We start from the raw sequence: 24,876 nt of genomic DNA, 5'->3' as shown, positions 1-24,876 counted from the left end.
CCCCGTAAACCGGGGGTTTGCGGCAAAACCCGGCTACAAAAAAATACTTTCGCGCCCCCCTTCCCAAGTTCAAGGCGAAGCCTAGAATAGCCGCCGGATCCGTCCGGATTCGCCGATCAACCCCTTTGATACCCTCCCCATGTCCGAAGTCAGTCCGTGTCTGAATTGCGGTGCCTGCTGTTCCCATTTTCGCGTGTCTTTTTTCTGGGGTGAATGCTCATCCTCCGGGGGTACGGTGCCCGATGAACTGGTCACCCAGATCACACCCAGCCGGGTGGCCATGATCGGTACCGATCAGAAACCGGCACGCTGCACCGCGTTGGTCGGCGAAGTCGGCAACGTTGTGCAATGCTCGATCTACGACAAGCGTTCCAGCACTTGCCGCGAGTTCGAGGCGTCGTGGGAGAACGGTGAACAGAACGTCGATTGCGACGCCGCCCGGGCACGATTCGGCCTGCCGCCCCTCGACCCGGAGTGGAACCGGATTCATTACGACCAGAGTGCCTGACGCTTAGCACCAATCGCTATGAAGCTCATGCCGAAATCGTTGACTGCAATGTGCCACTACCGCTTGCACGATAAAAACCGCCTCTATACTCCTCTCATTCGCCTGCGTTGCTGAGGCAGCAGGGACGACTTCAGAGACGGGGATGCTATGGAGTGGCTTGGTTTGCAGTTTGTTACCGAGCTGCCGGAGAGCGGGCAGGTCATTCTCGATTGCACACACAATCCCTTGTTGGTGCTGGTGGCCTATCTGGTTGCCTGCGCCGCGAGTTTTGCCACCCTCGACATGGCCGAGCGGGTTGGCCACGCCGAAGATCCGGGTTCGCAACGGGTCTGGCGCTGGATCGGCGCCACCTGCCTGGCTGGCGGCATTTGGGCCATGCACTTCATCGCCATGCTGGCATTCCAGGCGCCGCTGGAAATCCATTACGAACTGGCCACCACTCTGTTTTCCCTGGTGATCGCCCTGCTCGCCTCGTGGCTGGCGATGCACACCCTGAGCGTGCCTCAACCCTCGCTGATGCAATACCTGAAAACCGCCATCGTTATTGGCCTGGGCATCGCCGGCATGCATTACGTCGGCATGGCGGCGATGCACTCGGTGGCCACTGCGTATTACCAACCGCTGCTGTTCTGCCTATCAATCGTGATTGCCATCGGCGCCAGCTTCGCCGCGCTGTGGGTCGCCGGTTACCTGCGTGAAGGCAGCGGCCGTTTTCATCAGTTGCTCAAATACACCGCCGCAGTGATCCTCGGCGCCGGCATCATCAGCATGCACTTCACCGGCATGGCCGCGTTGAATCTGGTGGTGCCCGAGGGCGCAGCACCGACCCTGAGCGGCGAAACCAATTACCTGCAACTGGGCCTGACCGTCGCATTGATCATCCTGCTGATTCTCGGCAGCGCGATCAGCGCGGCACTGGCCGACAAGAAACTGCAAAGCAAGGAACACGATCTGCGCCGGGTCAACGCCCTGCTCGGCCAGCTCGATCAGGCGCGGATGTCATTGCAGCAAGTGGCCAATTACGACGCGCTGACCAACCTGATCAACCGCCGCGGTTTCAACCAGCTTTTCGCCGAGAAACTCAACCAGAAAACCAGCGAGGGCGGCATGCTCGCGGTGATGTTTCTCGACATCGACCACTTCAAGCGAATCAACGACAGCCTCGGCCATGACGCCGGCGACGCCCTGCTCAAAGTCATCGCCAATCACATCAAGGGGTCGGTGCGCAGCCATGAAGACGTGGTCGCCCGCTTCGGCGGTGACGAGTTCTGCATCCTGATCAGCCTGCGTGAACGTGAGGAAGCGCGCAACATGGCGCAACGGATCATGCTGAAAATGAAGGAGCCGATCGAACTGGCCGGCCGCCGTATGGTGATGACCACCAGCATCGGCATCAGCCTGTTCCCCGACGACGGCACCACCTGCGAAGAACTGCTCAAGCACGCGGATCTGGCGCTGTATCAATCCAAGGGCGCCGGGCGTAACGGCCTGCATTTTTTCAGTGCCAACATGAAGACCCGCGCCAGCCTCGAACTGCAACTGGAAGAAGAACTGCGCCAGGCCCTGCGCGAAGAAAACGGGCTGACGCTGTATTACCAACCGATCTTCGAACTGAAAACCGGTCGAGTGACCAAACTCGAAGCGCTGATCCGCTGGCAGCATCCGGTGCATGGCTTGCTAGCCCCGGATCGCTTCATCGCGATTGCCGAAACCAATGGCCTGATCGCCGAACTGGATAACTGGGTGTTGCGCCGGGCCTGCACTGACCTCGGCGAACTGACCCGGCATGGCTGCAACGACCTGAAAATCGCCTGGAACTGCTCGCCGCTCAACCTTGCCCGGGAAGAGCTGGCCGATGAGATCGAAAGCGCACTGCGCAGCGCTGGCGTTGCGCCGGAACGGCTGGAACTGGAAGTCACCGAAAACGCGCTGATGGGCAACATCGCCAACACCCTGGTGCTGCTGCGGCAGATCCGCGCCCTCGGGGTGTCGCTGTCGATCGACGACTTCGGCACTGGCTATTCATCGCTGGCCTACCTCAAGCGCCTGCCGCTCAATACGCTGAAAATCGACCGCTCGTTCATCCTCGACATTCCCACGGCGACCGCCGACATGGAGATCGTCCAGGCGATCATCGTCATGGCCCACACCCTGCATTTGCAGGTGGTGACCGAAGGCGTGGAGAGCCTGGAACAGTACGAATTTCTTGAGCGCTCAGGCTGCGATTTCATTCAGGGCTACCTGCTCAGCCGCCCGGTGCCGCTGGACGAGTTGCGCCCGGTGCTGGAAGAAATCAATCAGCGCAAACACTCGCACGCGGTCAATCCGTTGAGTCTGGCGCGCGGTACATTTGTACCAGTGTCGCTGGATCCTTCTGCAAAAAGCCCTGCGCCCCATGCAGGCGCATCAATTGTGCGGCCAATCCGCTGATCGGCGTGGCCGAGCCTTGTTCGCGGGAGAGTTTCACTGCGGTATCGAGGTCCTTGAGCAGCGTGCGCACGTGCCATTTCACCGGTTCAAAACGGCTCTCGGCCATTTGCGGGGCGAGGATCTGCAACGGTTTCGAATCGGCAAAACCACCGGCCAGCGCTTCGGCAATCAGGCTCGCATCGACCCCGGCCTGTTCGGCCAGTGCCACCACCTCGGCGATCACCAGCGCATTGCAGGCGACGATCATCTGGTTACAGGCCTTGGTCACCTGCCCGGCGCCGACACCGCCCATGTGCGTGACCCGTTGACCGAGGCTGAGCAGCACCGGGCGCACCCGATCCAGATCCGCCGCCTCGCCGCCGACCATGATCGCCAGACTGCCGGCCTCGGCACCGACCACGCCGCCGGACACCGGCGAGTCGAGCCAGCTCATCCCGGCCTTGTCTGCCAACTCGGCCGCCATCTCGCGAGTTGCAGTCGGTTCGAGGCTGGAAAAATCCACCAGCAACTGGCCTTCTTTCGCGCCTTCAGCAATACCAGCGGCGCCGAACACCACCTCACGCACCACCGCCGTGTCGGCCAGACAGAGCATCACCACGTCCGCGAGTTCACACAATTCAGCGGGACTCGCCACCTGCCGGGCGCCGGTTTCGACCAGCGGCGCGCACTTGGCCGGATTGCGGTTCCACACGGTCAGCGGGTAACCCGCCGCCAGCAGACGACGGCACATCGGCAGGCCCATCAGGCCGATTCCGGCAAAGCCCAACGAAGGTAGCGTTGACATCATTTTGCCTCTTTTCGATTAAAGATCACTGAATAATGGCCGATTCATGAACGATCAGGAAAGGATTCCCCCGCGCGACGATCAGGCCAAGCCCCTGACGCCCGGGCCAAATACGCGCAGTCAAAGACGCGAGATCCTCTTTCCGTGAGGCTCGATGACAACGGTCGCCGAGCCAACCCTGTCCAGGTATATGGCGCACAATGACTTCTAAAAACAATCCGGCCACTGCGGTATCCGATCTGACCCTGAGCCCTGCGGCGAACAGCCCGGCTCCGATGAAGCCATTGCCTCCCTCGCGCCCGCTGGGCACTCAGCAATATCTGTACTACACCGAGACCAACACCGACCGCATCCTCGACAACCTCGACGGGCTGCGCGATCTGGTATTCCCGCGCCCACCGCACCTGGAAGGCGACAACGAACAGCACAACGATCAGGAGTTTCCGTCGGTGTGCCTGATCGGCCTCGGTCGCTGCGGCTCGAACATCGCTCTCGATGTCGCGGAGCTGGTGTACAACGCGCGCAAGTTCTACCTCAACGAATTCAACAATGAAGACCGCGCGGCGGATCGGCGTCTGGCCGACAAGGGCTACAGCCCGGCGCAGTGGATCAAAAACAACCTGCGCATCGGTCCGAACAAGTCGAGCAAACCGGTGTTCCTCGTCGAACCGCTGGTAATGCTGGGCGACCTCGACAAGGACATCGCCGGGCGCATCCGTTTCTCGCGCAAGGGCGAGAAAAGCGGCTTCCTGCGCGACTACAGCAAAATGAAAATCATGGACTTGTCCGAAGTCCACGCCGGTGGCGCCGGTAACGCGCCGATCCTCGGCCAGTATCTGGCGAAGATCATCCTCAACAAGGACACCCAGCGTTTCTCCAGCCCTGACTGGAAAATGATCCACTCGTACCTGATCGACAGCTGCGGCATCAAGGCCAACCAGTCGCGCCTGTACTTCTCGATCTTCAGTGCCGGCGGCGGTACCGGTTCGGGCATGGCCTCGGAGTTCGGCCTGGCCCAGCAGCACTCGTACATGAACAAGACGTTCGACACCAAGCCGATGGACGAACACGACGGCAAAAGCGGGCATTCGTTTGTGTTCGAGCCGATCTTCACCAGCGGCATCTGCGTGCTGCCGAACATTTCCGATCACCGCAGTGAAATGTCCGAGGCGCTGCACATCAACGCCGGACGCCTGCTGTGCAAATACCTCTCGGAAGAATGGGATTTCTCCTACAACTTCGCCAATGAAGACAGCAGCGAAGCCAGCGTCATGGGCCGTATCCGCCCATGGAACGCGATGATGCTGATCTCCAACGACATCATGCGTTACGCCGAAGAGAGCGATGACGGCAACATCCAGAACATTGATGTCAATGCGATGGAAAAGCACGCCAACCAGTACATCTCGCAGCAGATTTTCAACATTCTGACGGCGCAGGCGGTGACCACCGACTACGACCAGAACTACTTCCGCCGCGCCGGCATCGACATCGGCGAAACCATTCGCCTCGATGCCAACGACCTGTTCATGAGTCTGGCCGGCCCGGTTGCGATTGCCTACGCCGAATCGGTGGTGCCGGAAACCCCGCCACCGAGCAGCGACAAGTTCAAGGTGTTCGACAAAGAGCCACAGCGTCTGAACATCGATGACCTGTTCTTCCGTTCGATCGACCTGCCGCACTTCAATAAAGTCACCCAGGCCATCGAAGGCATCAGCCTGCTGCCGATCGAATCCAAGCGCTATCGCGCCTCGCTCGAGCAGTACAAGAATTCCGGCTACGACGCCGCCGCGCTGCACGACCTGCACTTCTTCAAGAACTGCTCGTCGGTGGTCTCGATTGTCTCGTTGCCGAAGGACTACAAGCTGTCGTACATGGACCTGAACCGGTTGAAGACCCACCTCAACAGCCTGTTCCCCAACACCACGCTCAAGCGTTATGCGCTGGTGATCGGCGCTTCGGCCAACCTGTCGCTGACCACCCTGATCGCCAAGAGCCCGTGCCTGTCGGACGACTTCCTGACGTTGATCGTGGCGTTCATCAAGCGCTGCTTCGCCAAGACCCCGTACCGTTTCGACGAGACTCTGGACAACTCGATCCTCGACTTCATCATCAATGAAGACTTCGACGAAGACCGCATCGACGATCTGCTCAACGAGTTCGAGAACCCGGCGAAGATCCTCGACACCAACTGGTACGCGATCAAGCCGATGTACGAGAAGAAGTACCGCGAGCTGATCAACGACAAGGACAAGTTCGTCTCGATCAACGACATTCGCCTGTCGCGCGATTGCGTGAAGAAGTCGATCAAGTACCTGCGCGAGATCTACCGTCACCGGATCGGCAAGACCAAGGTTATTTCGCTGAATAACCATACCGGGAAGACTTACTCGGTCTGATCCGGAACCGAGTTGCCCCTATCGCGAGCAGGCTCACTCCTACAGTTGGAATGCGTTCCTCTGTAGGAGTGAGCCTGCTCGCGATGAGGCCCTCAAATTCCCTGAAAATCTCAGCCGTTCCAACATCCAGAAACAATTAAGCAGCCCTCAGGCTGCTCAATAAACTGTTCCCGTTACGTTTACGTCACCGTGAGGCCACCCACGCTTGTGGCCTTTCTCTACGGCAACGTGCCATCACGCTACTCGGCTACACACTTTTCGCTGCTGGCCAGGCGCACTACAAAGGTGCACAAGCTCAGACGGCCGCCCTTTCCTGGATCAGAATCCACGGACTCACCACCACCGCCCACAGCGCTGGATCACGTTCGAAAATATCCAGCGCCCGCGTTTCAGACAGCTTGGCGACCTTGTCCTCGGCCAGCCAGGCGGCGACTTTCTCGCCATCATCCGAAGCCACGGCCTCGGCGGCGGCGATCAAATCCAGGGCTGGGTCGACCCACAATAGGGCACCCTTGGCAAAGAACGGCTCCAGCTCTTTCCAGGTAATAGATGCGGTTTCACCAAGCAGCTTGGCATAGAGGGTGCTAGGTTCTTGATTCATGGGACTGTCCGGAAAAGAAATCGACGCGAATGATAACGTCGGTGGTCCGGCAGAAAAACCCGGTTGCAAATGGCTTCACCGAACGAAAAGAGCAGGAACGCCAAGGAATGCTGGTGTTTGGGATATATGCCCACGAAAGCCCCGCCGCAATTCTGTCTTTTTCATTCAAAAATGCGACACCTCCAAGTTTTGCCCCTCGGCGCCTGCTTCCCAGGCCAACAACCGGCGCTCTACACTGTACCGGTACAGTTGCCGGGGGCATTTCCGGAGGGTATCGCAAAGATATCTGACCCGGTTCTGCTGCTACGGCGCCAGAACTCAAAAAAATTACAACAGTAAGAGTGGAGCACTATGACTAAGGCTACTAAGCAGATTTCCAAACTGTTTGCCGCTATGGTTCTGGCCGGGGTTGCCAGCCATTCGTTCGCCGCTGACACCATCAAGATCGGTATCGCCGGCCCTAAAACCGGTCCTGTAGCCCAATACGGCGACATGCAGTTCAGTGGCGCGAAAATGGCCATCGAGCAGATCAACGCCAAGGGCGGCGTCGACGGCAAGAAACTCGAAGCCGTTGAATACGATGACGCGTGCGATCCTAAACAAGCGGTAGCGGTGGCGAACAAGGTCGTCAACGACGGCGTCAAGTTCGTGGTCGGTCACCTGTGCTCCAGCTCCACTCAGCCTGCTTCGGACATCTATGAAGACGAAGGCGTGATCATGATCACCCCGGCTGCCACCAGCCCGGACATCACCGCCCGTGGTTACAAAATGGTCTTCCGCACCATCGGTCTGGACAGCGCCCAGGGCCCTGCCGCCGGTAACTACATCGCCGACCACGTGAAGCCGAAAATCGTTGCCGTACTGCACGACAAGCAGCAATACGGTGAAGGCATCGCTACCGCAGTCAAAGCGACCCTGGAGAAGAAAGGCGTGAAAGTCGCCGTGTTCGAAGGCGTCAACGCCGGCGACAAGGACTTCTCCTCGATGATCGCCAAGCTCAAGCAAGCCAACGTCGACTTCGTCTACTACGGCGGCTACCACCCGGAGCTGGGTCTGATCCTGCGTCAATCCCAGGAAAAAGGCCTGAAAGCCAAGTTCATGGGTCCGGAAGGCGTGGGTAACGACTCCATTTCGCAGATCGCCAAAGAGTCCTCCGAAGGCCTGCTGGTGACCCTGCCGAAATCCTTCGACCAGGATCCGGCCAACGTTGCCCTGGCTGATGCCTTCAAGGCGAAGAAAGAAGACCCGAGCGGCCCGTTCGTGTTCCCTTCCTACTCGGCGGTTGAAGTGATTGCCGAAGGCATCAAGGCAGCCAAATCCGAAGACGCGGCCAAAGTGGCCGAAGCCATCCACGCCGGCACCTTCAAGACCCCTACCGGCGACCTGAGCTTCGACGCCAAGGGCGACCTGAAGGACTTCAAATTTGTGGTTTACGAGTGGCACTTCGGCAAACCGAAAACTGAAGTTTCGCCTCAGTAAGGCGCGCCCTGACTGACTGCCAATAAAGCCCACGGCGTGCCGTGGGCTTTGTTTTACGAATGTATGGGCCGCGCTGGCGTGATCCGCCAGTCTCCCCACCTGAAAATCTCAAAACCGTCATCAGCGGTTCGCTGGCAAAACCCGGATTCGAAGTGGATAAAGATCCACGGGGCCGGGCGGGAAAATGACTCCACCAGTGAAATGCGTATCAGGTTTTTAGGAGCGTTGTAATGCCTGACATCTATCACTTCTTCCAACAGCTGGTTAATGGCCTGACCATTGGCAGCACGTATGCCCTGATCGCCATCGGCTATACGATGGTTTACGGCATCATTGGAATGATCAACTTCGCCCACGGCGAGGTGTACATGATCGGTTCCTACGTGGCGTTCATCGCTATCGCCGGGCTGGCCATGATGGGAATCGACAACGTCCCGCTGTTGATGACCGCCGCGTTCATCGCGAGCATCGTCGTCACCAGTTCCTACGGTTACAGCATCGAACGGATCGCCTACCGCCCCCTGCGCGGCAGCAACCGTCTGATCCCGCTGATTTCCGCGATCGGTATGTCGATCTTCCTGCAGAACACGGTTCTGCTCGCGCAAGACTCCAAGGACAAATCCATCCCCAACCTGATCCCCGGCAACTTCTCCATCGGGCCAGGTGGCGCACATGAAGTGCTGATTTCCTACATGCAAATCGTGGTGTTCGTGGTGACCCTGGTCGCCATGCTCGGCCTCACGCTGTTCATCTCCCGCTCTCGCCTGGGTCGCGCCTGCCGTGCCTGCGCCGAAGACATCAAGATGGCCAACCTGCTGGGCATCAACACCAACAACATCATCGCCCTGACCTTCGTCATCGGTGCCGCGCTGGCAGCCGTTGCGGCTGTGCTGCTGAGCATGCAGTACGGCGTGATCAACCCCAACGCCGGTTTCCTCGTCGGCCTCAAGGCCTTCACCGCTGCGGTACTCGGCGGGATCGGCAGCATCCCCGGCGCCATGCTCGGCGGGCTGGTGCTTGGGGTGGCGGAAGCCTTTGGCGCCGATATCTTCGGCGACCAGTACAAGGACGTCGTGGCTTTCGGCTTGTTGGTTCTGGTGCTGTTGTTCCGTCCGACCGGCATTCTGGGCCGTCCGGAGGTTGAGAAAGTATGACTAGGAATCTTAAACAGGCACTGTTCAGTGCCTTGCTGGTGTGGGCCGTGGCCTACCCGGTACTCGGTCTGAAACTGACCATCGTCGGCATCAACCTCGAAGTGCACGGCACCAGCCCGGCCATTCTGGCGACCATCGCCGTGTGCTCGGTGCTGATGTTCCTGCGCGTGCTGTTCAACCAGCAGATCAGCAAGGCGTGGAAATCCTCGCCGGGCCTGCCGTTGATCCCGGCCAAGGCCAGCAACTTCCTGACCCTGCCGACCACGCAACGCTACATCATCATTGCGCTGATCCTCGGTGCACTGGTGTGGCCGTTCTTCGGCTCCCGTGGAGCGGTGGACATCGCCACGCTGATCCTGATCTACGTGATGCTCGGCCTTGGCCTGAACATCGTCGTCGGTCTGGCCGGTCTGCTCGACCTGGGTTACGTCGGCTTCTACGCCGTCGGCGCCTACAGCTACGCGCTGCTGTCGCACTACTACGGCCTGAGCTTCTGGATCTGCCTGCCGATTGCCGGCCTGATGGCGGCGACGTTCGGCTTCCTGCTGGGCTTCCCGGTGTTGCGTCTGCGCGGTGACTATCTGGCGATCGTGACCCTCGGTTTCGGTGAGATCATTCGTCTGTTCCTGCGTAACCTGACCGACATCACTGGTGGCCCGAACGGCATCAGCAACATCGAGAAACCGACGTTCTTCGGCCTGACCTTCGAACGTAAAGCGGCGGAAGGCATGCAAACCTTCCACGAATATTTCGGCCTCGAATACAACTCGATCAACAAGGTGATCTTCCTCTACCTGGTTGCCCTGTTGCTGGCGCTGGCAGCGCTGTTCATCATCAACCGCCTGCTGCGCATGCCGATCGGCCGTGCGTGGGAAGCGCTGCGTGAAGATGAAATCGCCTGCCGTGCACTGGGTCTGAATCCGACGATCATCAAGCTGTCGGCGTTCACCCTGGGTGCGAGCTTCGCCGGTTTCGCCGGTAGCTTCTTCGCTGCCCGTCAGGGTCTGGTGACGCCGGAATCGTTCACCTTCATCGAGTCGGCGATCATCCTCGCGATCGTCGTGCTGGGTGGCATGGGCTCGCAGCTGGGCGTGATTCTCGCGGCCGTGGTGATGATCCTGTTGCCGGAAATGATGCGTGAGTTCAGCGAATACCGGATGTTGATGTTCGGTGCGCTGATGGTGTTGATGATGATCTGGCGTCCACAAGGTCTGCTGCCGATGCAACGCCCACACATGGAGTTGCGAAAATGAGCCGCGAGATCCTTAAAGTCGAAAACTTGAGCATGCGCTTCGGCGGCTTGCTGGCGGTCAATGGCGTGGCCCTGACCGTCAAGGAAAAACAAGTGGTGGCGCTGATCGGGCCGAACGGCGCGGGCAAGACCACCGTGTTCAACTGCCTGACCGGTTTCTACCAGCCATCGGGCGGCAGCATCCTGCTGGACGGCGAGCCGATCCAGGGCCTGCCGGGGCACAAGATCGCCCTCAAGGGCGTGGTGCGCACCTTCCAGAACGTGCGGTTGTTCAAGGACATGACGGCGGTCGAGAACCTGTTGATCGCCCAGCACCGTCACCTGAACACCAACTTCCTGTCCGGCCTGTTCAAGACCCCGGCGTTCCGCAAGAGCGAACGCGAGGCCATGGAATACGCCGAATACTGGCTGGAAAAGGTCAACCTGAAAGAGTTCGCCAACCGTACCGCCGGCACCCTGGCCTACGGTCAGCAACGGCGCCTGGAAATCGCCCGCTGCATGATGACCCGTCCGCGGATCCTCATGCTCGACGAACCGGCCGCCGGTCTGAACCCGAAGGAAACCGAAGACCTCAAGGCGCTGATCAGCGTGCTGCGTGAAGAGCACAACGTCACCGTGCTGCTGATCGAACACGACATGAAACTGGTCATGAGCATTTCCGACCACATCGTCGTGATCAACCAGGGCACACCTCTGGCTGACGGTACGCCGGAACAGATCCGCGACAATCCTGAAGTGATCAAAGCCTACCTGGGGGAAGCGTAAATGCTGCAGTTCGAAAACGTTTCCACCTTCTACGGCAAGATCCAGGCCCTGCACAGCGTCAACGTCGAAGTCCGCCAGGGCGAGATCGTGACCCTGATCGGTGCCAACGGTGCCGGCAAGTCCACGCTGCTGATGACGCTCTGCGGTTCGCCGCAGGCGCACAGCGGCAGCATCCGCTACATGGGTGAGGAACTGGTCGGCCAGGACTCGTCGCAGATCATGCGCAAGAGCATCGCCGTGGTGCCGGAAGGTCGTCGGGTGTTCGCCCGACTGACCGTCGAAGAGAACCTGTCCATGGGCGGCTTCTTCACCGACAAGGGCGACTATCAGGAGCAGATGGACAAGGTCCTCGGCCTGTTCCCGCGCCTGAAAGAACGCTTCAACCAGCGCGGCGGCACCATGTCCGGCGGCGAACAGCAGATGCTCGCCATCGGCCGGGCGCTGATGAGCAAGCCGAAACTGCTGCTGCTCGACGAGCCGTCGCTGGGCCTGGCACCGATCATCATCCAGCAGATCTTCGACATCATCGAACAGCTGCGCAAGGACGGTGTAACGGTGTTCCTGGTCGAGCAGAACGCCAACCAGGCGCTGAAAATCGCTGACCGTGCGTACGTTCTGGAGAACGGCCGCGTGGTCATGCAAGGCACCGGTGAAGCGCTGCTGACCGACCCGAAAGTGCGCGAGGCGTACCTCGGCGGTTGAGGCTTTCGCTGAACAGAAAAACGGCCCTCGGGCCGTTTTTTTTTGTGCCTGGCAGATAGATTGAATCCAACACAGATCCCCTGTGGGAGCGGGCTTGCTCGCGAAAGCGCTGTGTCATCCGACATCAATGGTGTCTGACACTACGCCTTCGCGAGCAAGCCCGCTCCCACACAATCAAAAGCCGTCAGTAGGGGTTGCAGTACTGCGCCACCGCCTTCGCCTGATCGACATAAGGCCGTGCCGGCTCAAGGTTCCACTCAGGCTTGTTCCTCACAGGCTTGCCGTCGTAGACCGCCGCCAGATGGCAGACCATCTGCCGCCGCAACGACCCGCCATTGACGCTGTACTCGCGCCATTGCGCATCGTCCTTGTGCTTGTTGTACAGCTCGGCAAACATCCGGTCGGTCTGGTCGTCCTTGATCGCCCGACCACACGCGGTCGGTACGACCGAGAGCGACCAGGTCTTCGGCCCCAGTTTCGGATCGGGACGTTGTACCCAGGTGCTGGACTCGATGTACTTGTCGCAGAATTTCGGTTCTGTCGGCGTCGAGGTCTGGATGCACGAGAAAGAGGCCTTGGCCACCGGCGTTCTCGGGAAGTCGATCTTGATGATGTTTCGATCCTTGCCGGTCTTGGCCTTGTAATCCTTTTGATTGGCCAAGGCATCATTCAAGCCGCGCTGATCGCTGTAGAAAAACGCCAGAATCGGCAGTTCATCGGTTTTCGGATTGCCCAGGCGCAGCTCCGTCTGAGTCTGAAACTCACGGCTGTTGATGACTTTGCGCGCGCCCATGAAATTGCGGAAGGCGTCGACCCGCTCCTTGCTGCTCATCGGATTGCGCATGTTGAAACCGCACTGCAACTGGTCCTGCTGGCGATTGTTGTTGTACTGGGTGAAGTGCGCGACCCAGGCATTGGGACTGGCAATCGGTGGTTTCATGGCTTGGCAGACTGCTTCGGTCGGAGCGGTATTCTTGTTGTCGCCACAACCACGGTCGTTACGAAAATCGGTCCAGGCATCGTTGGGAAACGCGCAATAGACATGCACCGGCGTCTCGGGGTCTTTCACCAGATCCCGTGGCGTAATCAGGTAGCCGTTCTGCGTGCTCATGCCAGGGTCTTCATAACTGATGCCGTCGGCGCGCATGAACGAGGCGGCAAACGTGCCCAGCTCCACGGCTTTCGGGCTGGGGTTCCAGACGTCCCACTTTTGCCCCTTGGCCGGATCGGCCCGGTGCGTGCCGCGCACCAGCAGCCCCGAGCAGTCCGAGGCGGGGTCCTGACCGCAACTGTCGACGGTATTGTTGTAGAGTTTTTCAACCTTCCTCAGCGTCTCGTCACATGACTCGGCATTGGCCCATGCCGCATGCACCAACAGCGGCAACACGAGCAACGGTGCGATCCTGTTCAGACGTTTCTTCATGGCTTGCATCTCCTTGATTAGCCAACACACTCAACGCGGGACCGGGTTGCAACCCGCGGCGCGAGTCTCGCTGTCCGACAACGCCGGCCTGAACGGTTCCAGATTCCATGGCGTCTTGTTGCGGTAATTGACCATCACGCAGCGCAGTTGCTGACGCATGCTGCCAGCGGACTTTTCGTTGTCGCGCCAGTTGCTGTCCGGCCCCTTGAGGGCGAACAACTGATCGTACAGAGCGCCGACCTGCTCACCGGGCAAGGCGCGCCCCGCCGCGGTGGGCACGATGCTCAGGCTCCATTCATCCTTGCGGGTGCCGGGGTCGTAACGTTTGATCCAGTCGGCGGAGGCAATGTATTGCGGCACCGGGGCCCCACCCACCACCATTTCGGCGATCGCCTGATCGGCAGCGACATAGCTGAAACGCTGTTCGGCTGGCTTGGTGAAGTCCAGACGCAGGATCGGCACGCTGTAGCCCTGGGCCTGGAGTTTTTTCTGGAAATTGCGCGCGCTGTTCAGACCGTTCTCCGGTTTCGGCGGCGCCTGATCACCGCGGGTGGCGAAATTCTGCGTGCTGTTGACGTTGTAGATGAAGGCATCGATGTACTTCATGTTTTCGCTGCCATCGTTGCTCGCGGTGGCGTTCTTCAACATGAATTCGTTGACCTGGGCACTGAAGGCAAAGGGGTCCTTGTTGGTGGTGTTCGGGCGCGACTCGTGCACGCGGATCATCGCGTGCCAGTCGCTGGGTTTTTCCGCGTTCCACGAACATTGGCTGTACTGGATCGGCCCCTTCATCAGCCCGGTGTATTTCTGCGTCCACTGCTCGGCGGTGGTGACACCGGCCTCGGCACAGGTGCCGTATGCCAGCGCGGCATTGCGATTGTTCAGCGTGACTTGCGCCGCGCGCGGCGGTTCGCGGCTGTCGAAGAAACCGCAGCCATACCATTTGCGCTCCGGCCCGGTGCCGCCATCAAACGCATAGATGCAGGTGAAACCCTGCTCTTTGACCGGCAGCTTCAACGCCGCCGCATCGGTGGGTGTGCGCAGGATGAAACCGGCCGGATGAATCAGAATCCGCGTGCTCAGATCCTTGCGGATCCACGAATAGGAAGTGGCGCCGATCTTGATCGCATAGGGGCTGTAATCCCACGGATTGAACGGCCCGTCATTGACCATGCGCAAGGTCACGCCGCTGCAGTAATACAGCCCGCGCGCAGCACCGGTATCGGGTTCCTGGCAGCTGTTCTTGACGGTGTTGTAATTACTGTTGATGCGTTTGAGCGTGTCCAGCGGGTCGGTTTGCGGCTGAGCGTTGACCGTGGAAACCAACAGGGGCAGCGTGCAAGCCAGAGCGAATGATGAAGCCTTGCGCGATAGCGCAGCAGAGTCTGAGCGATCCTTCGTCATAAGATACCGTCCTGGTAAATCGGCCTGTCAGAGTGGCCGTTGAAATGACTATAGAACAGGCGAGAGTGAACACAATCCAGTGTGGGAGCGGGCTTGCTCGCGAAGGCGTAGTGTCAGACGCCATTGATGTTTGATGACACACCGCCTTCGCGAGCAAGCCCGCTCCCACAGTAAATTGCAGTGTTCGAAAATCTTTTCGAAAAAACTTTGCACTGCGCTGTAACGCATCGCCATGAGCGTTCTCTAGTGGGGTAAGCAAGCGCACTTCGCTTGTAAAACCCAAGCTCAAATCTGGAGAAACATCATGACTGCTACCACTCGCACCCTGTCCGCCGCTGCACTGGTTCTGGCTCTTGGTTCCGCCCTGAGCATGACTGCCGTTTCCAGCGCCAATGCCGCCGACAACAACAACATGGAAAAATGCTTCGGCGTGGCCATGAAGGGTCACAACGATTGCGCCGCGGGCGCGGGCACTACCTGTGCCGGCACAGCGAAGATGGACTACCAGGCCAACTCGTGGAAGTTCGTGCCAAAAGGCACCTGCACCACCACCGAGAGCAAGACCTCGCCGACCGGTTTCGGTCAGATGGAAGCCTTCAAAGCCAAGTCCTGATCCATTGCCTGCCCGAGCGACGCCCATGTTCACCACCAACGAACCTGTCCCACCGCGCACTCGGGCAGCCCTCTGCGGGCTCCCGCCCCGCGCGGGGCTGGGGCTCAAGACCGGGCACTTTGTTGAAGTGCTCGGCACCCAACCGGACATCGGTTTCTTTGAAGTCCACGCCGAAAACTACATGGTCGACGGCGGTCCGTTTCATCATTTTCTCGGCTTGATCCGCGAGCAGTATCCGCTGTCGCTGCACGGCGTCGGGCTGTCGATCGGGGCCGAAGGGCCATTGGACATTCAGCACCTGCAACGCCTGCAAACACTGATCGAGCGCTATCAACCGCAAGCCTTTTCCGAACACCTGGCCTGGTCGAGCCACGGCCCGGTGTTCCTCAATGACCTGCTGCCGCTGGCGTATGACACGCCGACGCTGAACCGCGTCTGCGAACACATCGATCAAGTGCAGAACAGCCTCAGGCGGCCGATGCTGCTGGAGAATCCAGCGACCTATCTCGGCTTCGAGCGCTCGACCATCGACGAGCCGGCGTTCATCACCGAGGTGATCCGTCGCAGCGGCTGCGGTCTGCTACTCGACGTCAACAACGTCTACGTCTCGTGCATCAATCATCAGCGCGATCCACTGACCTACCTCGACGCGCTGCCATTGCACGCGGTTGGCGAGATTCATCTGGCCGGGTTCGCCGAAGACGCCGACAGCCTCGGCGACCGCTTGCTGATCGATGATCACGGCGCGCCGATTGATGACGCGGTCTGGGCGCTATACCGACAGGCGCTCGAACGCGTTGGCCCGGTGGCAACCTTGATCGAGCGGGACAATCAGGTCCCGGCGTTCAATGTGCTGCTGGCCGAGGCGCAGCAGGCCGAAGCGTTGTTGCTGCACGCTGGGAGTCGGCCATGAGCACGCAAGCCGACTTCAGCGCCGCCCTGCTCGACACTCGCCTGCCCTGCCCCGCTGGCCTGTGCAGCGCCAACGGTGCTGATCCTGCCAGCCGATTCTCGGTGTATCGCAATAACGTGCAAGGTTCGTTGATCAACGCGCTGGCCGACAGTTATCCGGTGGTGCAGCAATTGGTCGGCGAGGAATTCTTTCGCGGCATGGCGAGCATTTTCATCCAGCAGCAGCCGCCGCACAGTCCGTTGATGAGCCGTTACGGCGACGGTCTGGCGGACTTCATTGACGCATTCGAAGCGGCGACCGAGGTGCCGTATCTGGCCGATGTCGCGCGGCTCGAACGCTTGCGCACCCGCGCTTATCACGCCGCCGATGCCGCGACGGTCAGTGCGCAACAGATCAGCGCTGCACTGGCCGATCCGCAAACACTCGCCGAACTGGACATCACCCTGCATCCCTCGCTGCAACTGCTCGATTCGGCTTACGCGGTGGTTTCGATCTGGGCGGCGCATCAAGGAGAAGCGACGCTGGCAGGCATCGACATCCATCAAGGGCAACACGCACTGGTGCTGCGCAACGGTCTGGAGGTCGAGGTGTTTGCCCTCGATCACGGCGCCAGCGTATTCATCCGCCATCTGCTCCATCACCGACCGCTGCTGCAAGCCGCGCAAGACAGTCCACCTTTCGATCTGCCGCAGACCCTCGCCCTGCTGATCGGCCACAACGCCATCACCGACCTGAACACCAAGGTATCGCCATGAACAACCTCATCATTTGCGCCATCGGACTCATGGAAAAAATCCCCCACAGCCTGATCGCCTTCATCGCGCGATTCTCGATTGCCGCGGTGTTCTGGAAGTCCGGGCAGACCAAGGTCGAGGGGCTGGCCATCGATTTGATCGACGGCACCTTGCAACTCGGCTGGCCACATTTGGCGGACTCGACGATTCCGTTGTTCCAGAGCGAATACCACGTACCGCTGCTGTCACCGGAAATCGCCGCGCACATGGCGGCGTTTGCCGAACACTTCTTTCCGGTGCTGATATTGATCGGCTTCGCCACGAGGTTTTCGGCGCTGGCGCTACTGGGCATGACGCTGGTCATCGAGGTGTTTGTCTACCCCGATGCCTACCCGACCCATGGCACCTGGGCGGCAGTGTTGCTGTACCTGATGGCGACCGGACCGGGCAGATTGTCGATCGATCACCTGATCGCACGACGTTTTGCCAGCTGACCACAAACTGTAGGAGTGAGCCTGCTCGCGATAGCGGTAATCCAGCCAACATTTCTGTTGAATTTGCTTACGCAATCGCGAGCAGGCTCACTCCTACAGGAAATGAGTTAGCGCTGAAGGCGATCCAGCGCCTCGCCGCTGCGTTTGAACCAGCCAATCAGATAATCCGCCAGCACTTGCGTGCGTTTGGGCAAACCGCCCTGGTAGGGGTGCACCAGATACATCGGCATCCGCCGCGTCTGAAAATCGCGCAGCAGCCAGCGCAACCGGCCATCAGCCAACTCCGTTTGCAGCAGGTACGACGGCAACCGAGCGATACCGGCGCCGGCCAGTGCGGCTTTCTTCAGCAGGTTGTAATGGTTGCTGGCGAACGGCCCCGACACCCGCACCCGCAGCAATTCGTGCTGTTGGTGATACAGCCATTCCTCGCGGCCACTGTAGTGGCTGTTGAGCAGGCAACGGTGTTCGGCCAGCTCCTGCGGGGTCAGCGGTTCGCCGAATTGTTCAAGGTATATCGGGCTGGCGCAGGTCAATTCCTGCCACGCCAGCAGGGGTTTGGCCACCAACCGCTCGTCATTGGCCACCTCGGAGCGAATCGCCAGATCGAAGCCATCCCGGGACAGGTCGCGATAGTGGTTGTTCAGCTCCAGTTCGATCTGCACCTCGGGGTATTTCTGCGAGAACTCCAGCAGCAAGCCGTCGAAAAACGTTTCCCCCAGCGACACCGGCACCGTCATCCGCACCGGGCCGGCCATGTCGTCCTTCAAACGCGCCAATGCCTGCCGCGCGCGCTCCACCTGGACGACCAGCGCTTGCGCCTGCGGCAGCAAAGCGGCGCCGGCGGCAGTCAGGCTCAGACGGCGCGTCGTGCGTTGCAGCAACACCACGGAAAACTGCGCCTCCAGTTGACTGATGCGCTTGGACAACTGGCCCTTGCTGCAACCCAGTTGCTGCGCCGCCAGGGTAAAGCTGCCGGCCTCGATCAACACCGCGAACGCCGCCAGATCATCCATTTCGCTCATGGATTGTTTCCATTTGAAAACCAAAGGTTGCCTATTAGTGCGCTTATCCGCAGAAAAAACCACTCTAGACTGAAACCTCGTTCAACCCATTGAGGAACAGCCCATGAAGATTCTGTTGATCGGTGCCGCCGGCACCATCGGTTCGGCCGTGGACAAAGAGCTGAGCCAGCGTCACGAAGTGATTCGCATCGGTCGCAGCAGCGGCGACTTCCAGGTCGACATCAGCGACAGCGCCTCGATTCGCAAACTGTTCGAGCAGACCGGCAAGTTCGACGCGCTGATCTGCGCCGCCGGCAACGTGACCTTTGCTCCGCTCGGCGAGATGAACGCTGACAGCTTCGCCCTGGGCCTGAAAGACAAGCTGATGGGCCAGGTCAACCTGCTGCTGATCGGCCGCGAATACGCCAACGACGATGCCTCGTTCACCTTCACCACCGGCGTGCTCAGCCACGACCCGATCCGTACCGGCGCCTCGGCGGCACTGGTCAACGGCGCTCTGGACAGCTTCGTCAAAGCCGCCGCCATCGAGTTGCCGCGAGGCCTGCGCATCAACTCGATCAGCCCGACCGTGCTGCTGGAAGCGATGGGCAGCTACGCCCCGTACTTCCGTGGCTACAAGCCGGTTCCGGCAGCCGATGTGGCATTGGCCTACGCGAAAAGTGTCGAAGGCCTGCAAACCGGTCAGACCTTTCACGTGGGCTAAACCCTTGTGATCAACGGTCAGCCTGCGTAACGTGGCGGCACTTGTCTGGAGAGCCGAAGATGCGTGTTGCCCGTTCGTTGATCGTTGTTGCCCTGCTGCCGTTGTTCGCCGCCTGCCAATTGCTCGATGGCCCGCGTGAAAGCGCGTCCCACGTCGGGCAGACCCGGATGCAGGGGCAGTTGACCGCAGCCGAGGGCAAACTGGTGTTCCAGCCGTGTGGCGAACAGCGTCAGTACGTGGTCAACGACATCGGCGGCACCAGCGTGCTGCAAGAGGCCGCGACCCTCGCCGACCAACAGGGCAAGCTGTTTGCCGATGTGCGCGGCAAGCTCGTCGGCGACCGCATCGACCTCGGCCAGTTGTACCGGGTCGAGCGCTCTGGCACTGCGTGCGATGACCCGAACTTCAAGCTGTTGATCCTGCGTGCCGCCGGCCACGGTCCCGAGTGGAACGTCAAAGTCAGCGGCAAGGGCATGGTCATCGACCGTGAAGGCCAGCCGGCGCTGGCGGTGCCTTATGTCGAAGAGCAATTGGGCGACGGCCGCTTCAACCTGAGCAGCGAAGCCAACAACCAGCGCATCGAGTTGTGGGTCGCGCCGCAACGCTGCGTCGACAGCAGCACCGGCAGCGTGCAGCACATGAGCGCCGAACTGCGCATCGACGGCAAGGTCGAGCGTGGTTGCGGGTATTTCGGCGGATCGCGCAACGACTGAGCGTTTTAGCCTCACCGGATCCGGCCTTTGCGGCTTATAATCGCGGCCTTCAAACGCCCTGGCGCAGTTGTGCGCCCCGCGAATCCGGATCCTCGCCATGTTACGAATCACCGAACTCAAGCTGCCAATCGACCATCCCGAAGAAGACCTGCGCACGGCCATCGTGCAGCGCCTGGGCATCGCCAGCGATGATTTGCTCGATTTCACCTTGTTCAAGCGCAGCTACGACGCGCGCAAAAAGTCCTCCGAACTGTGCTTCATCTACACCATCGACCTCACCGTGCGCGACGAGGCCAAGGTGCTGGGCAAGTTCGCCGACGACCGTAACGTCAACGTGGCGCCGGATGTCAGCTACAAATTCGTCGGCCAGGCGCCAAGCGACCTGAGCCAGCGCCCGATCGTGGTCGGTTTCGGCCCGTGCGGGATCTTCGCCGGCCTGTTGCTGGCGCAGATGGGCTTCAAGCCGATCATCCTCGAGCGCGGCACCGAAGTCCGTCAGCGCACCAAGGACACCTGGGGCCTGTGGCGTAAAAGCGTGCTCAACCCCGAGTCCAACGTGCAGTTCGGCGAAGGCGGCGCGGGCACGTTCTCCGACGGCAAGCTGTACAGCCAGATCAAGGATCCGAAGTTTCTCGGCCGTAAAGTCCTGCACGAATTCGTCAAGGCCGGCGCGCCGGAAGAAATCCTCTACGTCAGCAAACCGCACATCGGCACGTTCCGTCTGACCGGCATGGTCGAGACCATGCGTGAAGAGATCCGCGCCCTGGGCGGCGAAGTGCGTTTCCAGGAGCGCGTCACCGACGTGCTGATCGAAGACGGCCAACTGGTCGGCGTCGAACTGGCGAGCGGTGAAACCCTGCATTCGAAACACGTGGTTCTGGCCCTCGGCCACAGCGCCCGCGACACCTTCCGCATGCTTCACAGCCGTGGCGTGTTCATGGAAGCCAAGCCGTTCTCGGTGGGTTTCCGCATCGAGCACCCGCAATCGCTGATCGACCGTGCGCGGCTGGGCAAGTACGCCGGCCACCCCAAATTGGGCGCTGCCGACTACAAACTGGTGCACCACGCCAAGAACGGTCGTTCGGTCTACAGCTTCTGCATGTGCCCGGGCGGCACCGTGGTTGCAGCGACCTCCGAGCCGAACCGCGTGGTCACCAACGGCATGAGCCAGTACTCGCGTAACGAGCGCAACGCCAACTCCGGGATCGTCGTCGGCATCACCCCGGAAGTCGATTACCCGGGTGGCCCGCTGGCCGGTATCGAGTTGCAGGAGCGTCTGGAGTCCCACGCGTTCATCCTCGGCGGCAGCGACTACAAGGCCCCGGCGCAACTGGTCGGCGACTTCATCAACGGCACCCCGTCCACCGAGCTGGGCGAAGTCGAGCCGTCGTACAAACCGGGCGTGGCCCTGGGCGACCTGGCCCTGGCGCTGCCGGACTTTGCCATCGAAGCGATTCGTGAAGCGTTGCCGGCGTTCGAAAAGCAGATTCGCGGCTACTCGCTGCACGACGCGGTGTTGACCGGGATCGAAACCCGCACCTCGTCGCCGCTGCGCATCACGCGTAACGAGTCGCTGCAGAGCATGAACGTCAAAGGTCTGTTCCCGGCGGGTGAAGGTGCGGGTTATGCCGGCGGGATTCTGTCGGCGGGTGTGGACGGGATTCGGATTGCGGAAGCTGTGGCGCGGGACATTCTTGGTCTGGAAGCCTGATACATCTGTCTTGAAGTAACACCAACCTCCTGTGGGAGCGGGCTTGCTCGCGAATGCGGTGGGTCAGTCGACGACAATGTTGACTGACCCACCGCATTCGCGAGCAAGCCCGCTCCCACATTGGTTTCTGTGTTACTTCAGATATTGGCGCGCAGGACTGAAGTCGGCAGCGGCTCACCTTTCTCGGCACTCGCCGCCACCGCAGCAATCAACTCCTCCAGCTCATAGCCCTGCGCCTTTAGCCACGCCTGATCGTAATACGTGTCGGCGTAACGCTCGCCGCCATCGCACAGAATCGCCACGATCGACCCCGACTCCCCCGCCGCTTTCATCTGCTGCGCCGCCATCAGTGCGCCGATCAGGTTGGTGCCGCTCGATCCGCCGACATGCCGTCCCAGACGCTGCGCCAGATAATGCATGGCCGCCAGCGACAAGGCGTCCGGCACCTTGACCATCGCATCGATAACCTTGGGCAGGAACGACGCTTCCACCCGAGGCCGGCCGATGCCTTCGATCCGTGAACCGCAGTCCAGACGTAGACTGGCGTCACCACTCTGGTAGTAATCGAAAAACACCGAACGCTCGGCGTCGGCGCACAACACCCGGGTGCAATGCTGGCGGTAACGCACGTAACGACCGAGGGTCGCGGTGGTGCCGCCGGTGCCGGGGCTGGAAATCAGCCAGCTCGGTTCCGGGTGTTTCTCGAAACGCATCTGCTGGAAGATCGACTCGGCGATGTTGTTGTTCGCCCGCCAGTCGGTGGCCCGCTCGGCGTAGGTGAACTGGTCGATGAAGTGGCCGCCATGCTCGCGGGCCAGACGTTCGGATTCGGCGTAAATCTGCGTCGGATCCTTCACCAGATGGCTCTGACCACCGTAGAAGGCGATCTGCGCGATCTTCTCTTTCGAGGTGGTCGCCGGCATCACCGCAATGAACGGCAAACCGAGCATGCGCGCGAAATACGCCTCGGAAATCGCCGTCGAACCGCTGGACGCCTCGATCACCGGCGCGCCGGGCTTGAGCCAGCCGTTACACAACGCATACAGGAACAACGACCGCGCCAGACGGTGCTTGAGGCTGCCGGTGGGATGGCTCGACTCGTCCTTGAAATACAACTCGATGCCTGCAAACCCCGGCAGCGGCAAGGGGATCAGATGGGTGTCGGCGCTGCGCTGGAAGTCCGCTTCGATGATGCGGATGGCTTCGCGGGCCCACTGGCGGTTGTCGCTCATGGTCATGCTCTCGTTGAGTCGGGCAGGAGTAGCCTTGTCACAGGCTCAGTCCCCCAGCATAGGAAAAAAACGGCAAGGCTCACAGATACAGCTGAGGCTCAATTCATCCACCAACTGCCAGGTTCTGGGCAAATGGGTATCAGGCTTTTGCAGTAATTGCGCAGAACCCATCTCCCCGTTCTTTGAACTGAAGCGGCCTGCTCGCCCCCCTGCCAGACAAATAGCGAACAATCCGCACTTAATCAAAGATCCGTCCTACAGCCAGCAATTGTCCGCTTCGTTAACGTCGTGCAGCCCTTTCGAAGGGTTGTCGATGGATGAACGAAAGGACGCTCAGTGGCTCGCAACAAGGACATTCCCCGGGTTCCCAACCCGCCGGCGGGCGACGGTCATCACGTCACTTGGCGCTACATGACGGCCACTGAACTGGCCGAGCGCGAAGCCCGACAAAATGCATACGACGCCATGCTGGCGCGGCAGGAGGCTTTCGAGCGCAGTCGAGAGGTTGCGGCGAAAAAGCCTGATCCCGTACGCGCCGGGTGCGTGTTCGCCAAGTCCTGCAAGTTGCCGGACGCGATCATCGATTACTCGAATCCTTCGGGGATGGTGCCGACCGACAGCCTGAAAGATTACGGAGATCTGGTCCTGCTCGGCGGCCGTGAAGCCGATGACAGCGGCGGCGTTCCACTCAAGAAAATCAGCGGCACTGCCATTCCCGCAGGCCTGGGCACCTTCGCCCTTGCGGGTGAAGCGTTCAAGGCATTGCCCGCCATCGCTTCCGCCGCCGTTGTGACCCCTTTGGTCGGGCTGGTGGCGTTGCTCATGCCATCGAACCTGGGCGACAGCGCCCTCTATACCGAAGACCAGTTGCTCGCCCTCAGACAGGCCCGCACCCGCGTGCGCCTACATGTCGAACAACAGGCCGACGGCAGCCTCAAGGGTTATGGTTTTTACACCGGCAAGAATCGCGACTGGGAAATGGTCGATGTCGCGCAGTTCACCGCACGTGATAACCGCTTTGTCGCAGACCTCGGCGAAGGCATCGAACTGATCTGGACGCCCGCCGTGGACGGCTCCGACACCCTCGGCATCCCCGCGCTGGAGGCTGCACCGCAAACACCGCACATCTGGGTGTATCCGCCGACGAAAGCGGCGGACGGGATTCTGGTGAATCCGGTTTATCCGCCGGAGTATCGGGATTTCATTCTGGTGTTTCCGGCGGATTCGGGGGTAAAACCGTTATACGTTGTACTGAGTACAGAACGCAAAGGCTTGGCACCTGCTGGTCATAGCTACCATAAACCGCCGACTACGGAGCAAATCACCGCATTTCCAGACTTGAAAAAAGTTAAAGACAAAAATCCGGTTCAGGGTGGAGGTGGACTTCGTAAGCGCTGGACAGATGCCAAAGGAAAGAAAATTTACGAATGGGATTCAAGGCATGGGGAGTTAGAAATGTATCGAAGCGATGGAGCACACCTGGGAGCCTTCGATCCCCAAACAGGTGAACGACGCGAAGGCCCTTTAAAAGAAAGAAGCATTAAAAAAAGGTATCTGTGAGGAAGAAATGGGACTGGAACTAAGACTTGAGTGGTACGACACGACAACCCTGCAATTTCAGGGCGAGGAGACGTCAAAAGATCTGGGAGATGATGAATCAGTATTAAATGCCTTAGGTATTCCAGTGGATGGCAACATCAACAATGGCAGCTTCAACGTCGTCGAAAATTGGGTTGCTACCATTCAGCCGTACTTTCAACATCGCATCGCTCTGAATACTAACGACTATCAAATTTCGTTTGACTACAGTTGATATCGATAAACAGGTTGTTTGACCTCA

General features: G+C 60.0%; 23 protein-coding genes. 17 read left to right on the top strand and 6 right to left on the bottom strand.

What is annotated here, in order from left to right; genetic code table 11:
• The first annotated feature begins 139 nt into the window (after positions 1 to 139).
• Positions 140 to 508 carry a YkgJ family cysteine cluster protein gene (locus V3W27_RS08520; protein ID WP_095138466.1) on the top strand — a complete coding sequence of 123 codons (369 nt, stop codon included), beginning with the start codon at positions 140 to 142 and terminating at the stop codon, positions 506 to 508.
• A gap of 147 nt (positions 509 to 655) precedes the next feature.
• Positions 656 to 2,938 carry a putative bifunctional diguanylate cyclase/phosphodiesterase gene (locus V3W27_RS08515; RefSeq protein ID WP_330206383.1) on the top strand — a complete coding sequence of 761 codons (2,283 nt, stop codon included), beginning with the start codon at positions 656 to 658 and terminating at the stop codon, positions 2,936 to 2,938.
• Here the strand turns inward: V3W27_RS08515 and V3W27_RS08510 are convergent.
• Positions 2,829 to 3,725, bottom strand: coding sequence for an NAD(P)-dependent oxidoreductase (locus V3W27_RS08510; protein WP_330206382.1), 897 nt, complete (start codon positions 3,723 to 3,725; stop codon positions 2,829 to 2,831). The two genes, V3W27_RS08515 and V3W27_RS08510, sit on opposite strands and share 110 nt — an antisense overlap.
• A 197-nt stretch (positions 3,726 to 3,922) precedes the next feature.
• Here V3W27_RS08510 and V3W27_RS08505 point away from each other — a divergent pair, with 197 nt between their 5' ends.
• Positions 3,923 to 6,121: a hypothetical protein gene (locus V3W27_RS08505; protein ID WP_123586962.1), complete on the top strand. Its 2,199-nt coding sequence runs from the start codon at positions 3,923 to 3,925 to the stop codon at positions 6,119 to 6,121.
• Positions 6,122 to 6,416: 295 nt separating this feature from the next.
• On the opposite strand, the gene V3W27_RS08500 is transcribed toward V3W27_RS08505, so the two are convergent.
• A complete protein-coding gene (locus V3W27_RS08500) occupies positions 6,417 to 6,722 on the bottom strand; it encodes a DUF2288 domain-containing protein (RefSeq protein ID WP_330206381.1) in 306 nt (101 codons plus the stop codon).
• Positions 6,723 to 7,073: 351 nt separating this feature from the next.
• On the opposite strand from V3W27_RS08500, the gene V3W27_RS08495 reads away from it, so the two are divergent.
• The 5 genes from V3W27_RS08495 to V3W27_RS08475 all read left to right on the top strand — a co-directional run bounded on the left by V3W27_RS08495 (position 7,074) and on the right by V3W27_RS08475 (position 12,074).
• Positions 7,074 to 8,201: a branched-chain amino acid ABC transporter substrate-binding protein gene (locus V3W27_RS08495; RefSeq protein ID WP_047601142.1), complete on the top strand. Its 1,128-nt coding sequence runs from the start codon at positions 7,074 to 7,076 to the stop codon at positions 8,199 to 8,201.
• 230 nt (positions 8,202 to 8,431) lie between these two features.
• Entirely contained in the window at positions 8,432 to 9,355 is a 924-nt protein-coding gene (gene livH, locus V3W27_RS08490) for a high-affinity branched-chain amino acid ABC transporter permease LivH (protein ID WP_027614381.1), read from the top strand.
• Positions 9,352 to 10,608, top strand: coding sequence for a high-affinity branched-chain amino acid ABC transporter permease LivM (locus V3W27_RS08485; protein ID WP_007969481.1), 1,257 nt, complete (start codon positions 9,352 to 9,354; stop codon positions 10,606 to 10,608). The genes livH and V3W27_RS08485 overlap by 4 nt, the downstream gene beginning before the upstream one ends.
• Positions 10,605 to 11,372 carry a high-affinity branched-chain amino acid ABC transporter ATP-binding protein LivG gene (gene livG, locus V3W27_RS08480; RefSeq protein WP_007969480.1) on the top strand — a complete coding sequence of 256 codons (768 nt, stop codon included), beginning with the start codon at positions 10,605 to 10,607 and terminating at the stop codon, positions 11,370 to 11,372. Before V3W27_RS08485 ends, livG begins: the two co-directional genes overlap by 4 nt.
• Positions 11,373 to 12,074 carry an ABC transporter ATP-binding protein gene (locus V3W27_RS08475; protein WP_003222380.1) on the top strand — a complete coding sequence of 234 codons (702 nt, stop codon included), beginning with the start codon at positions 11,373 to 11,375 and terminating at the stop codon, positions 12,072 to 12,074.
• 184 nt (positions 12,075 to 12,258) lie between these two features.
• Here the strand turns inward: V3W27_RS08475 and V3W27_RS08470 are convergent, their stop codons facing one another.
• Both V3W27_RS08470 and V3W27_RS08465 read right to left on the bottom strand, forming a co-directional pair.
• Entirely contained in the window at positions 12,259 to 13,497 is a 1,239-nt protein-coding gene (locus tag V3W27_RS08470; RefSeq protein ID WP_330206380.1) for a DUF2599 domain-containing protein, read from the bottom strand.
• Positions 13,498 to 13,527: 30 nt separating this feature from the next.
• Positions 13,528 to 14,901 carry a DUF2599 domain-containing protein gene (locus V3W27_RS08465; protein WP_330206379.1) on the bottom strand — a complete coding sequence of 458 codons (1,374 nt, stop codon included), beginning with the start codon at positions 14,899 to 14,901 and terminating at the stop codon, positions 13,528 to 13,530.
• Between the two features lie 304 nt (positions 14,902 to 15,205).
• On the opposite strand from V3W27_RS08465, the gene V3W27_RS08460 reads away from it, so the two are divergent.
• Genes V3W27_RS08460 through V3W27_RS08445 form a run of 4 tightly spaced genes read left to right on the top strand, consistent with a single transcriptional unit; the run spans position 15,206 to position 17,655 of the window.
• Entirely contained in the window at positions 15,206 to 15,514 is a 309-nt protein-coding gene (locus V3W27_RS08460; protein ID WP_330206378.1) for a BufA1 family periplasmic bufferin-type metallophore, read from the top strand.
• Positions 15,515 to 15,539: 25 nt separating this feature from the next.
• Positions 15,540 to 16,427, top strand: coding sequence for an MNIO family bufferin maturase (gene bufB, locus V3W27_RS08455; protein ID WP_330206377.1), 888 nt, complete (start codon positions 15,540 to 15,542; stop codon positions 16,425 to 16,427).
• Positions 16,424 to 17,182 (top strand): HvfC/BufC N-terminal domain-containing protein, encoded by a 759-nt coding sequence (locus V3W27_RS08450; protein ID WP_330206376.1) that lies wholly within the window; start codon positions 16,424 to 16,426, stop codon positions 17,180 to 17,182. Before bufB ends, V3W27_RS08450 begins: the two co-directional genes overlap by 4 nt.
• Positions 17,179 to 17,655, top strand: a complete 477-nt coding sequence (locus V3W27_RS08445) for a DoxX family protein (RefSeq protein ID WP_247269444.1) — start codon at positions 17,179 to 17,181, stop codon at positions 17,653 to 17,655. The genes V3W27_RS08450 and V3W27_RS08445 overlap by 4 nt, the downstream gene beginning before the upstream one ends.
• 107 nt (positions 17,656 to 17,762) lie before the next feature.
• Here V3W27_RS08445 and V3W27_RS08440 read toward each other — a convergent pair whose 3' ends face one another.
• The gene (locus V3W27_RS08440) at positions 17,763 to 18,677 is read right to left on the bottom strand and encodes a LysR family transcriptional regulator (protein ID WP_123586970.1); all 915 of its coding nucleotides are present in this window, start codon (positions 18,675 to 18,677) and stop codon (positions 17,763 to 17,765) included.
• Between the two features lie 103 nt (positions 18,678 to 18,780).
• Between V3W27_RS08440 and V3W27_RS08435 the strand changes: the two genes are divergently transcribed.
• The 3 genes from V3W27_RS08435 to V3W27_RS08425 all read left to right on the top strand — a co-directional run bounded on the left by V3W27_RS08435 (position 18,781) and on the right by V3W27_RS08425 (position 21,804).
• Positions 18,781 to 19,380 (top strand): short chain dehydrogenase, encoded by a 600-nt coding sequence (locus V3W27_RS08435; protein WP_330206375.1) that lies wholly within the window; start codon positions 18,781 to 18,783, stop codon positions 19,378 to 19,380.
• A 59-nt stretch (positions 19,381 to 19,439) separates the two neighbouring features.
• The gene (locus V3W27_RS08430; protein ID WP_247269446.1) at positions 19,440 to 20,093 is read left to right on the top strand and encodes a COG3650 family protein; all 654 of its coding nucleotides are present in this window, start codon (positions 19,440 to 19,442) and stop codon (positions 20,091 to 20,093) included.
• Between the two features lie 97 nt (positions 20,094 to 20,190).
• Positions 20,191 to 21,804 (top strand): NAD(P)/FAD-dependent oxidoreductase, encoded by a 1,614-nt coding sequence (locus V3W27_RS08425; RefSeq protein WP_330206374.1) that lies wholly within the window; start codon positions 20,191 to 20,193, stop codon positions 21,802 to 21,804.
• Positions 21,805 to 21,941: 137 nt separating this feature from the next.
• Here the strand turns inward: V3W27_RS08425 and V3W27_RS08420 are convergent, their stop codons facing one another.
• Positions 21,942 to 23,036 (bottom strand): PLP-dependent cysteine synthase family protein, encoded by a 1,095-nt coding sequence (locus tag V3W27_RS08420; protein ID WP_442962648.1) that lies wholly within the window; start codon positions 23,034 to 23,036, stop codon positions 21,942 to 21,944.
• A gap of 336 nt (positions 23,037 to 23,372) precedes the next feature.
• Here V3W27_RS08420 and V3W27_RS08415 point away from each other — a divergent pair, with 336 nt between their 5' ends.
• Together V3W27_RS08415 and V3W27_RS08410 are read left to right on the top strand one after the other, a co-directional pair.
• Positions 23,373 to 24,596 carry an S-type pyocin domain-containing protein gene (locus V3W27_RS08415; RefSeq protein WP_330206372.1) on the top strand — a complete coding sequence of 408 codons (1,224 nt, stop codon included), beginning with the start codon at positions 23,373 to 23,375 and terminating at the stop codon, positions 24,594 to 24,596.
• Positions 24,597 to 24,603: 7 nt separating this feature from the next.
• Positions 24,604 to 24,849: a colicin E3-like toxin immunity protein gene (locus V3W27_RS08410; protein WP_041070595.1), complete on the top strand. Its 246-nt coding sequence runs from the start codon at positions 24,604 to 24,606 to the stop codon at positions 24,847 to 24,849.
• The last annotated feature ends 27 nt before the right edge of the window (positions 24,850 to 24,876 follow it).

The organism is Pseudomonas sp. AM14(2022) (assembly GCF_036346455.1).
Classification (GTDB): domain Bacteria; phylum Pseudomonadota; class Gammaproteobacteria; order Pseudomonadales; family Pseudomonadaceae; genus Aquipseudomonas; species Aquipseudomonas putida_A.
The sequence above is the reverse complement of the archived record's forward strand: the minus strand, read 5'-3'. Positions and strand labels throughout refer to the sequence as shown.

Excerpts from the sequence above, each read along its gene's own strand:
- V3W27_RS08520 (WP_095138466.1), top strand. The coding sequence starts at position 140 with ATGTCCGAAGTCAGTCCGTGTCTGAATTGCGGTGCCTGCTGTTCCCAT.
- V3W27_RS08515 (WP_330206383.1), top strand. The coding sequence starts at position 656 with ATGGAGTGGCTTGGTTTGCAGTTTGTTACCGAGCTGCCGGAGAGCGGG.
- V3W27_RS08510 (WP_330206382.1), bottom strand. The coding sequence starts at position 3,725 with ATGATGTCAACGCTACCTTCGTTGGGCTTTGCCGGAATCGGCCTGATG.
- V3W27_RS08505 (WP_123586962.1), top strand. The coding sequence starts at position 3,923 with ATGACTTCTAAAAACAATCCGGCCACTGCGGTATCCGATCTGACCCTG.
- V3W27_RS08500 (WP_330206381.1), bottom strand. The coding sequence starts at position 6,722 with ATGAATCAAGAACCTAGCACCCTCTATGCCAAGCTGCTTGGTGAAACC.
- V3W27_RS08495 (WP_047601142.1), top strand. The coding sequence starts at position 7,074 with ATGACTAAGGCTACTAAGCAGATTTCCAAACTGTTTGCCGCTATGGTT.
- livH (WP_027614381.1), top strand. The coding sequence starts at position 8,432 with ATGCCTGACATCTATCACTTCTTCCAACAGCTGGTTAATGGCCTGACC.
- V3W27_RS08485 (WP_007969481.1), top strand. The coding sequence starts at position 9,352 with ATGACTAGGAATCTTAAACAGGCACTGTTCAGTGCCTTGCTGGTGTGG.
- livG (WP_007969480.1), top strand. The coding sequence starts at position 10,605 with ATGAGCCGCGAGATCCTTAAAGTCGAAAACTTGAGCATGCGCTTCGGC.
- V3W27_RS08475 (WP_003222380.1), top strand. The coding sequence starts at position 11,373 with ATGCTGCAGTTCGAAAACGTTTCCACCTTCTACGGCAAGATCCAGGCC.
- V3W27_RS08470 (WP_330206380.1), bottom strand. The coding sequence starts at position 13,497 with ATGAAGAAACGTCTGAACAGGATCGCACCGTTGCTCGTGTTGCCGCTG.
- V3W27_RS08465 (WP_330206379.1), bottom strand. The coding sequence starts at position 14,901 with ATGACGAAGGATCGCTCAGACTCTGCTGCGCTATCGCGCAAGGCTTCA.
- V3W27_RS08460 (WP_330206378.1), top strand. The coding sequence starts at position 15,206 with ATGACTGCTACCACTCGCACCCTGTCCGCCGCTGCACTGGTTCTGGCT.
- bufB (WP_330206377.1), top strand. The coding sequence starts at position 15,540 with ATGTTCACCACCAACGAACCTGTCCCACCGCGCACTCGGGCAGCCCTC.
- V3W27_RS08450 (WP_330206376.1), top strand. The coding sequence starts at position 16,424 with ATGAGCACGCAAGCCGACTTCAGCGCCGCCCTGCTCGACACTCGCCTG.
- V3W27_RS08445 (WP_247269444.1), top strand. The coding sequence starts at position 17,179 with ATGAACAACCTCATCATTTGCGCCATCGGACTCATGGAAAAAATCCCC.
- V3W27_RS08440 (WP_123586970.1), bottom strand. The coding sequence starts at position 18,677 with ATGAGCGAAATGGATGATCTGGCGGCGTTCGCGGTGTTGATCGAGGCC.
- V3W27_RS08435 (WP_330206375.1), top strand. The coding sequence starts at position 18,781 with ATGAAGATTCTGTTGATCGGTGCCGCCGGCACCATCGGTTCGGCCGTG.
- V3W27_RS08430 (WP_247269446.1), top strand. The coding sequence starts at position 19,440 with ATGCGTGTTGCCCGTTCGTTGATCGTTGTTGCCCTGCTGCCGTTGTTC.
- V3W27_RS08425 (WP_330206374.1), top strand. The coding sequence starts at position 20,191 with ATGTTACGAATCACCGAACTCAAGCTGCCAATCGACCATCCCGAAGAA.
- V3W27_RS08420 (WP_442962648.1), bottom strand. The coding sequence starts at position 23,036 with ATGAGCGACAACCGCCAGTGGGCCCGCGAAGCCATCCGCATCATCGAA.
- V3W27_RS08410 (WP_041070595.1), top strand. The coding sequence starts at position 24,604 with ATGGGACTGGAACTAAGACTTGAGTGGTACGACACGACAACCCTGCAA.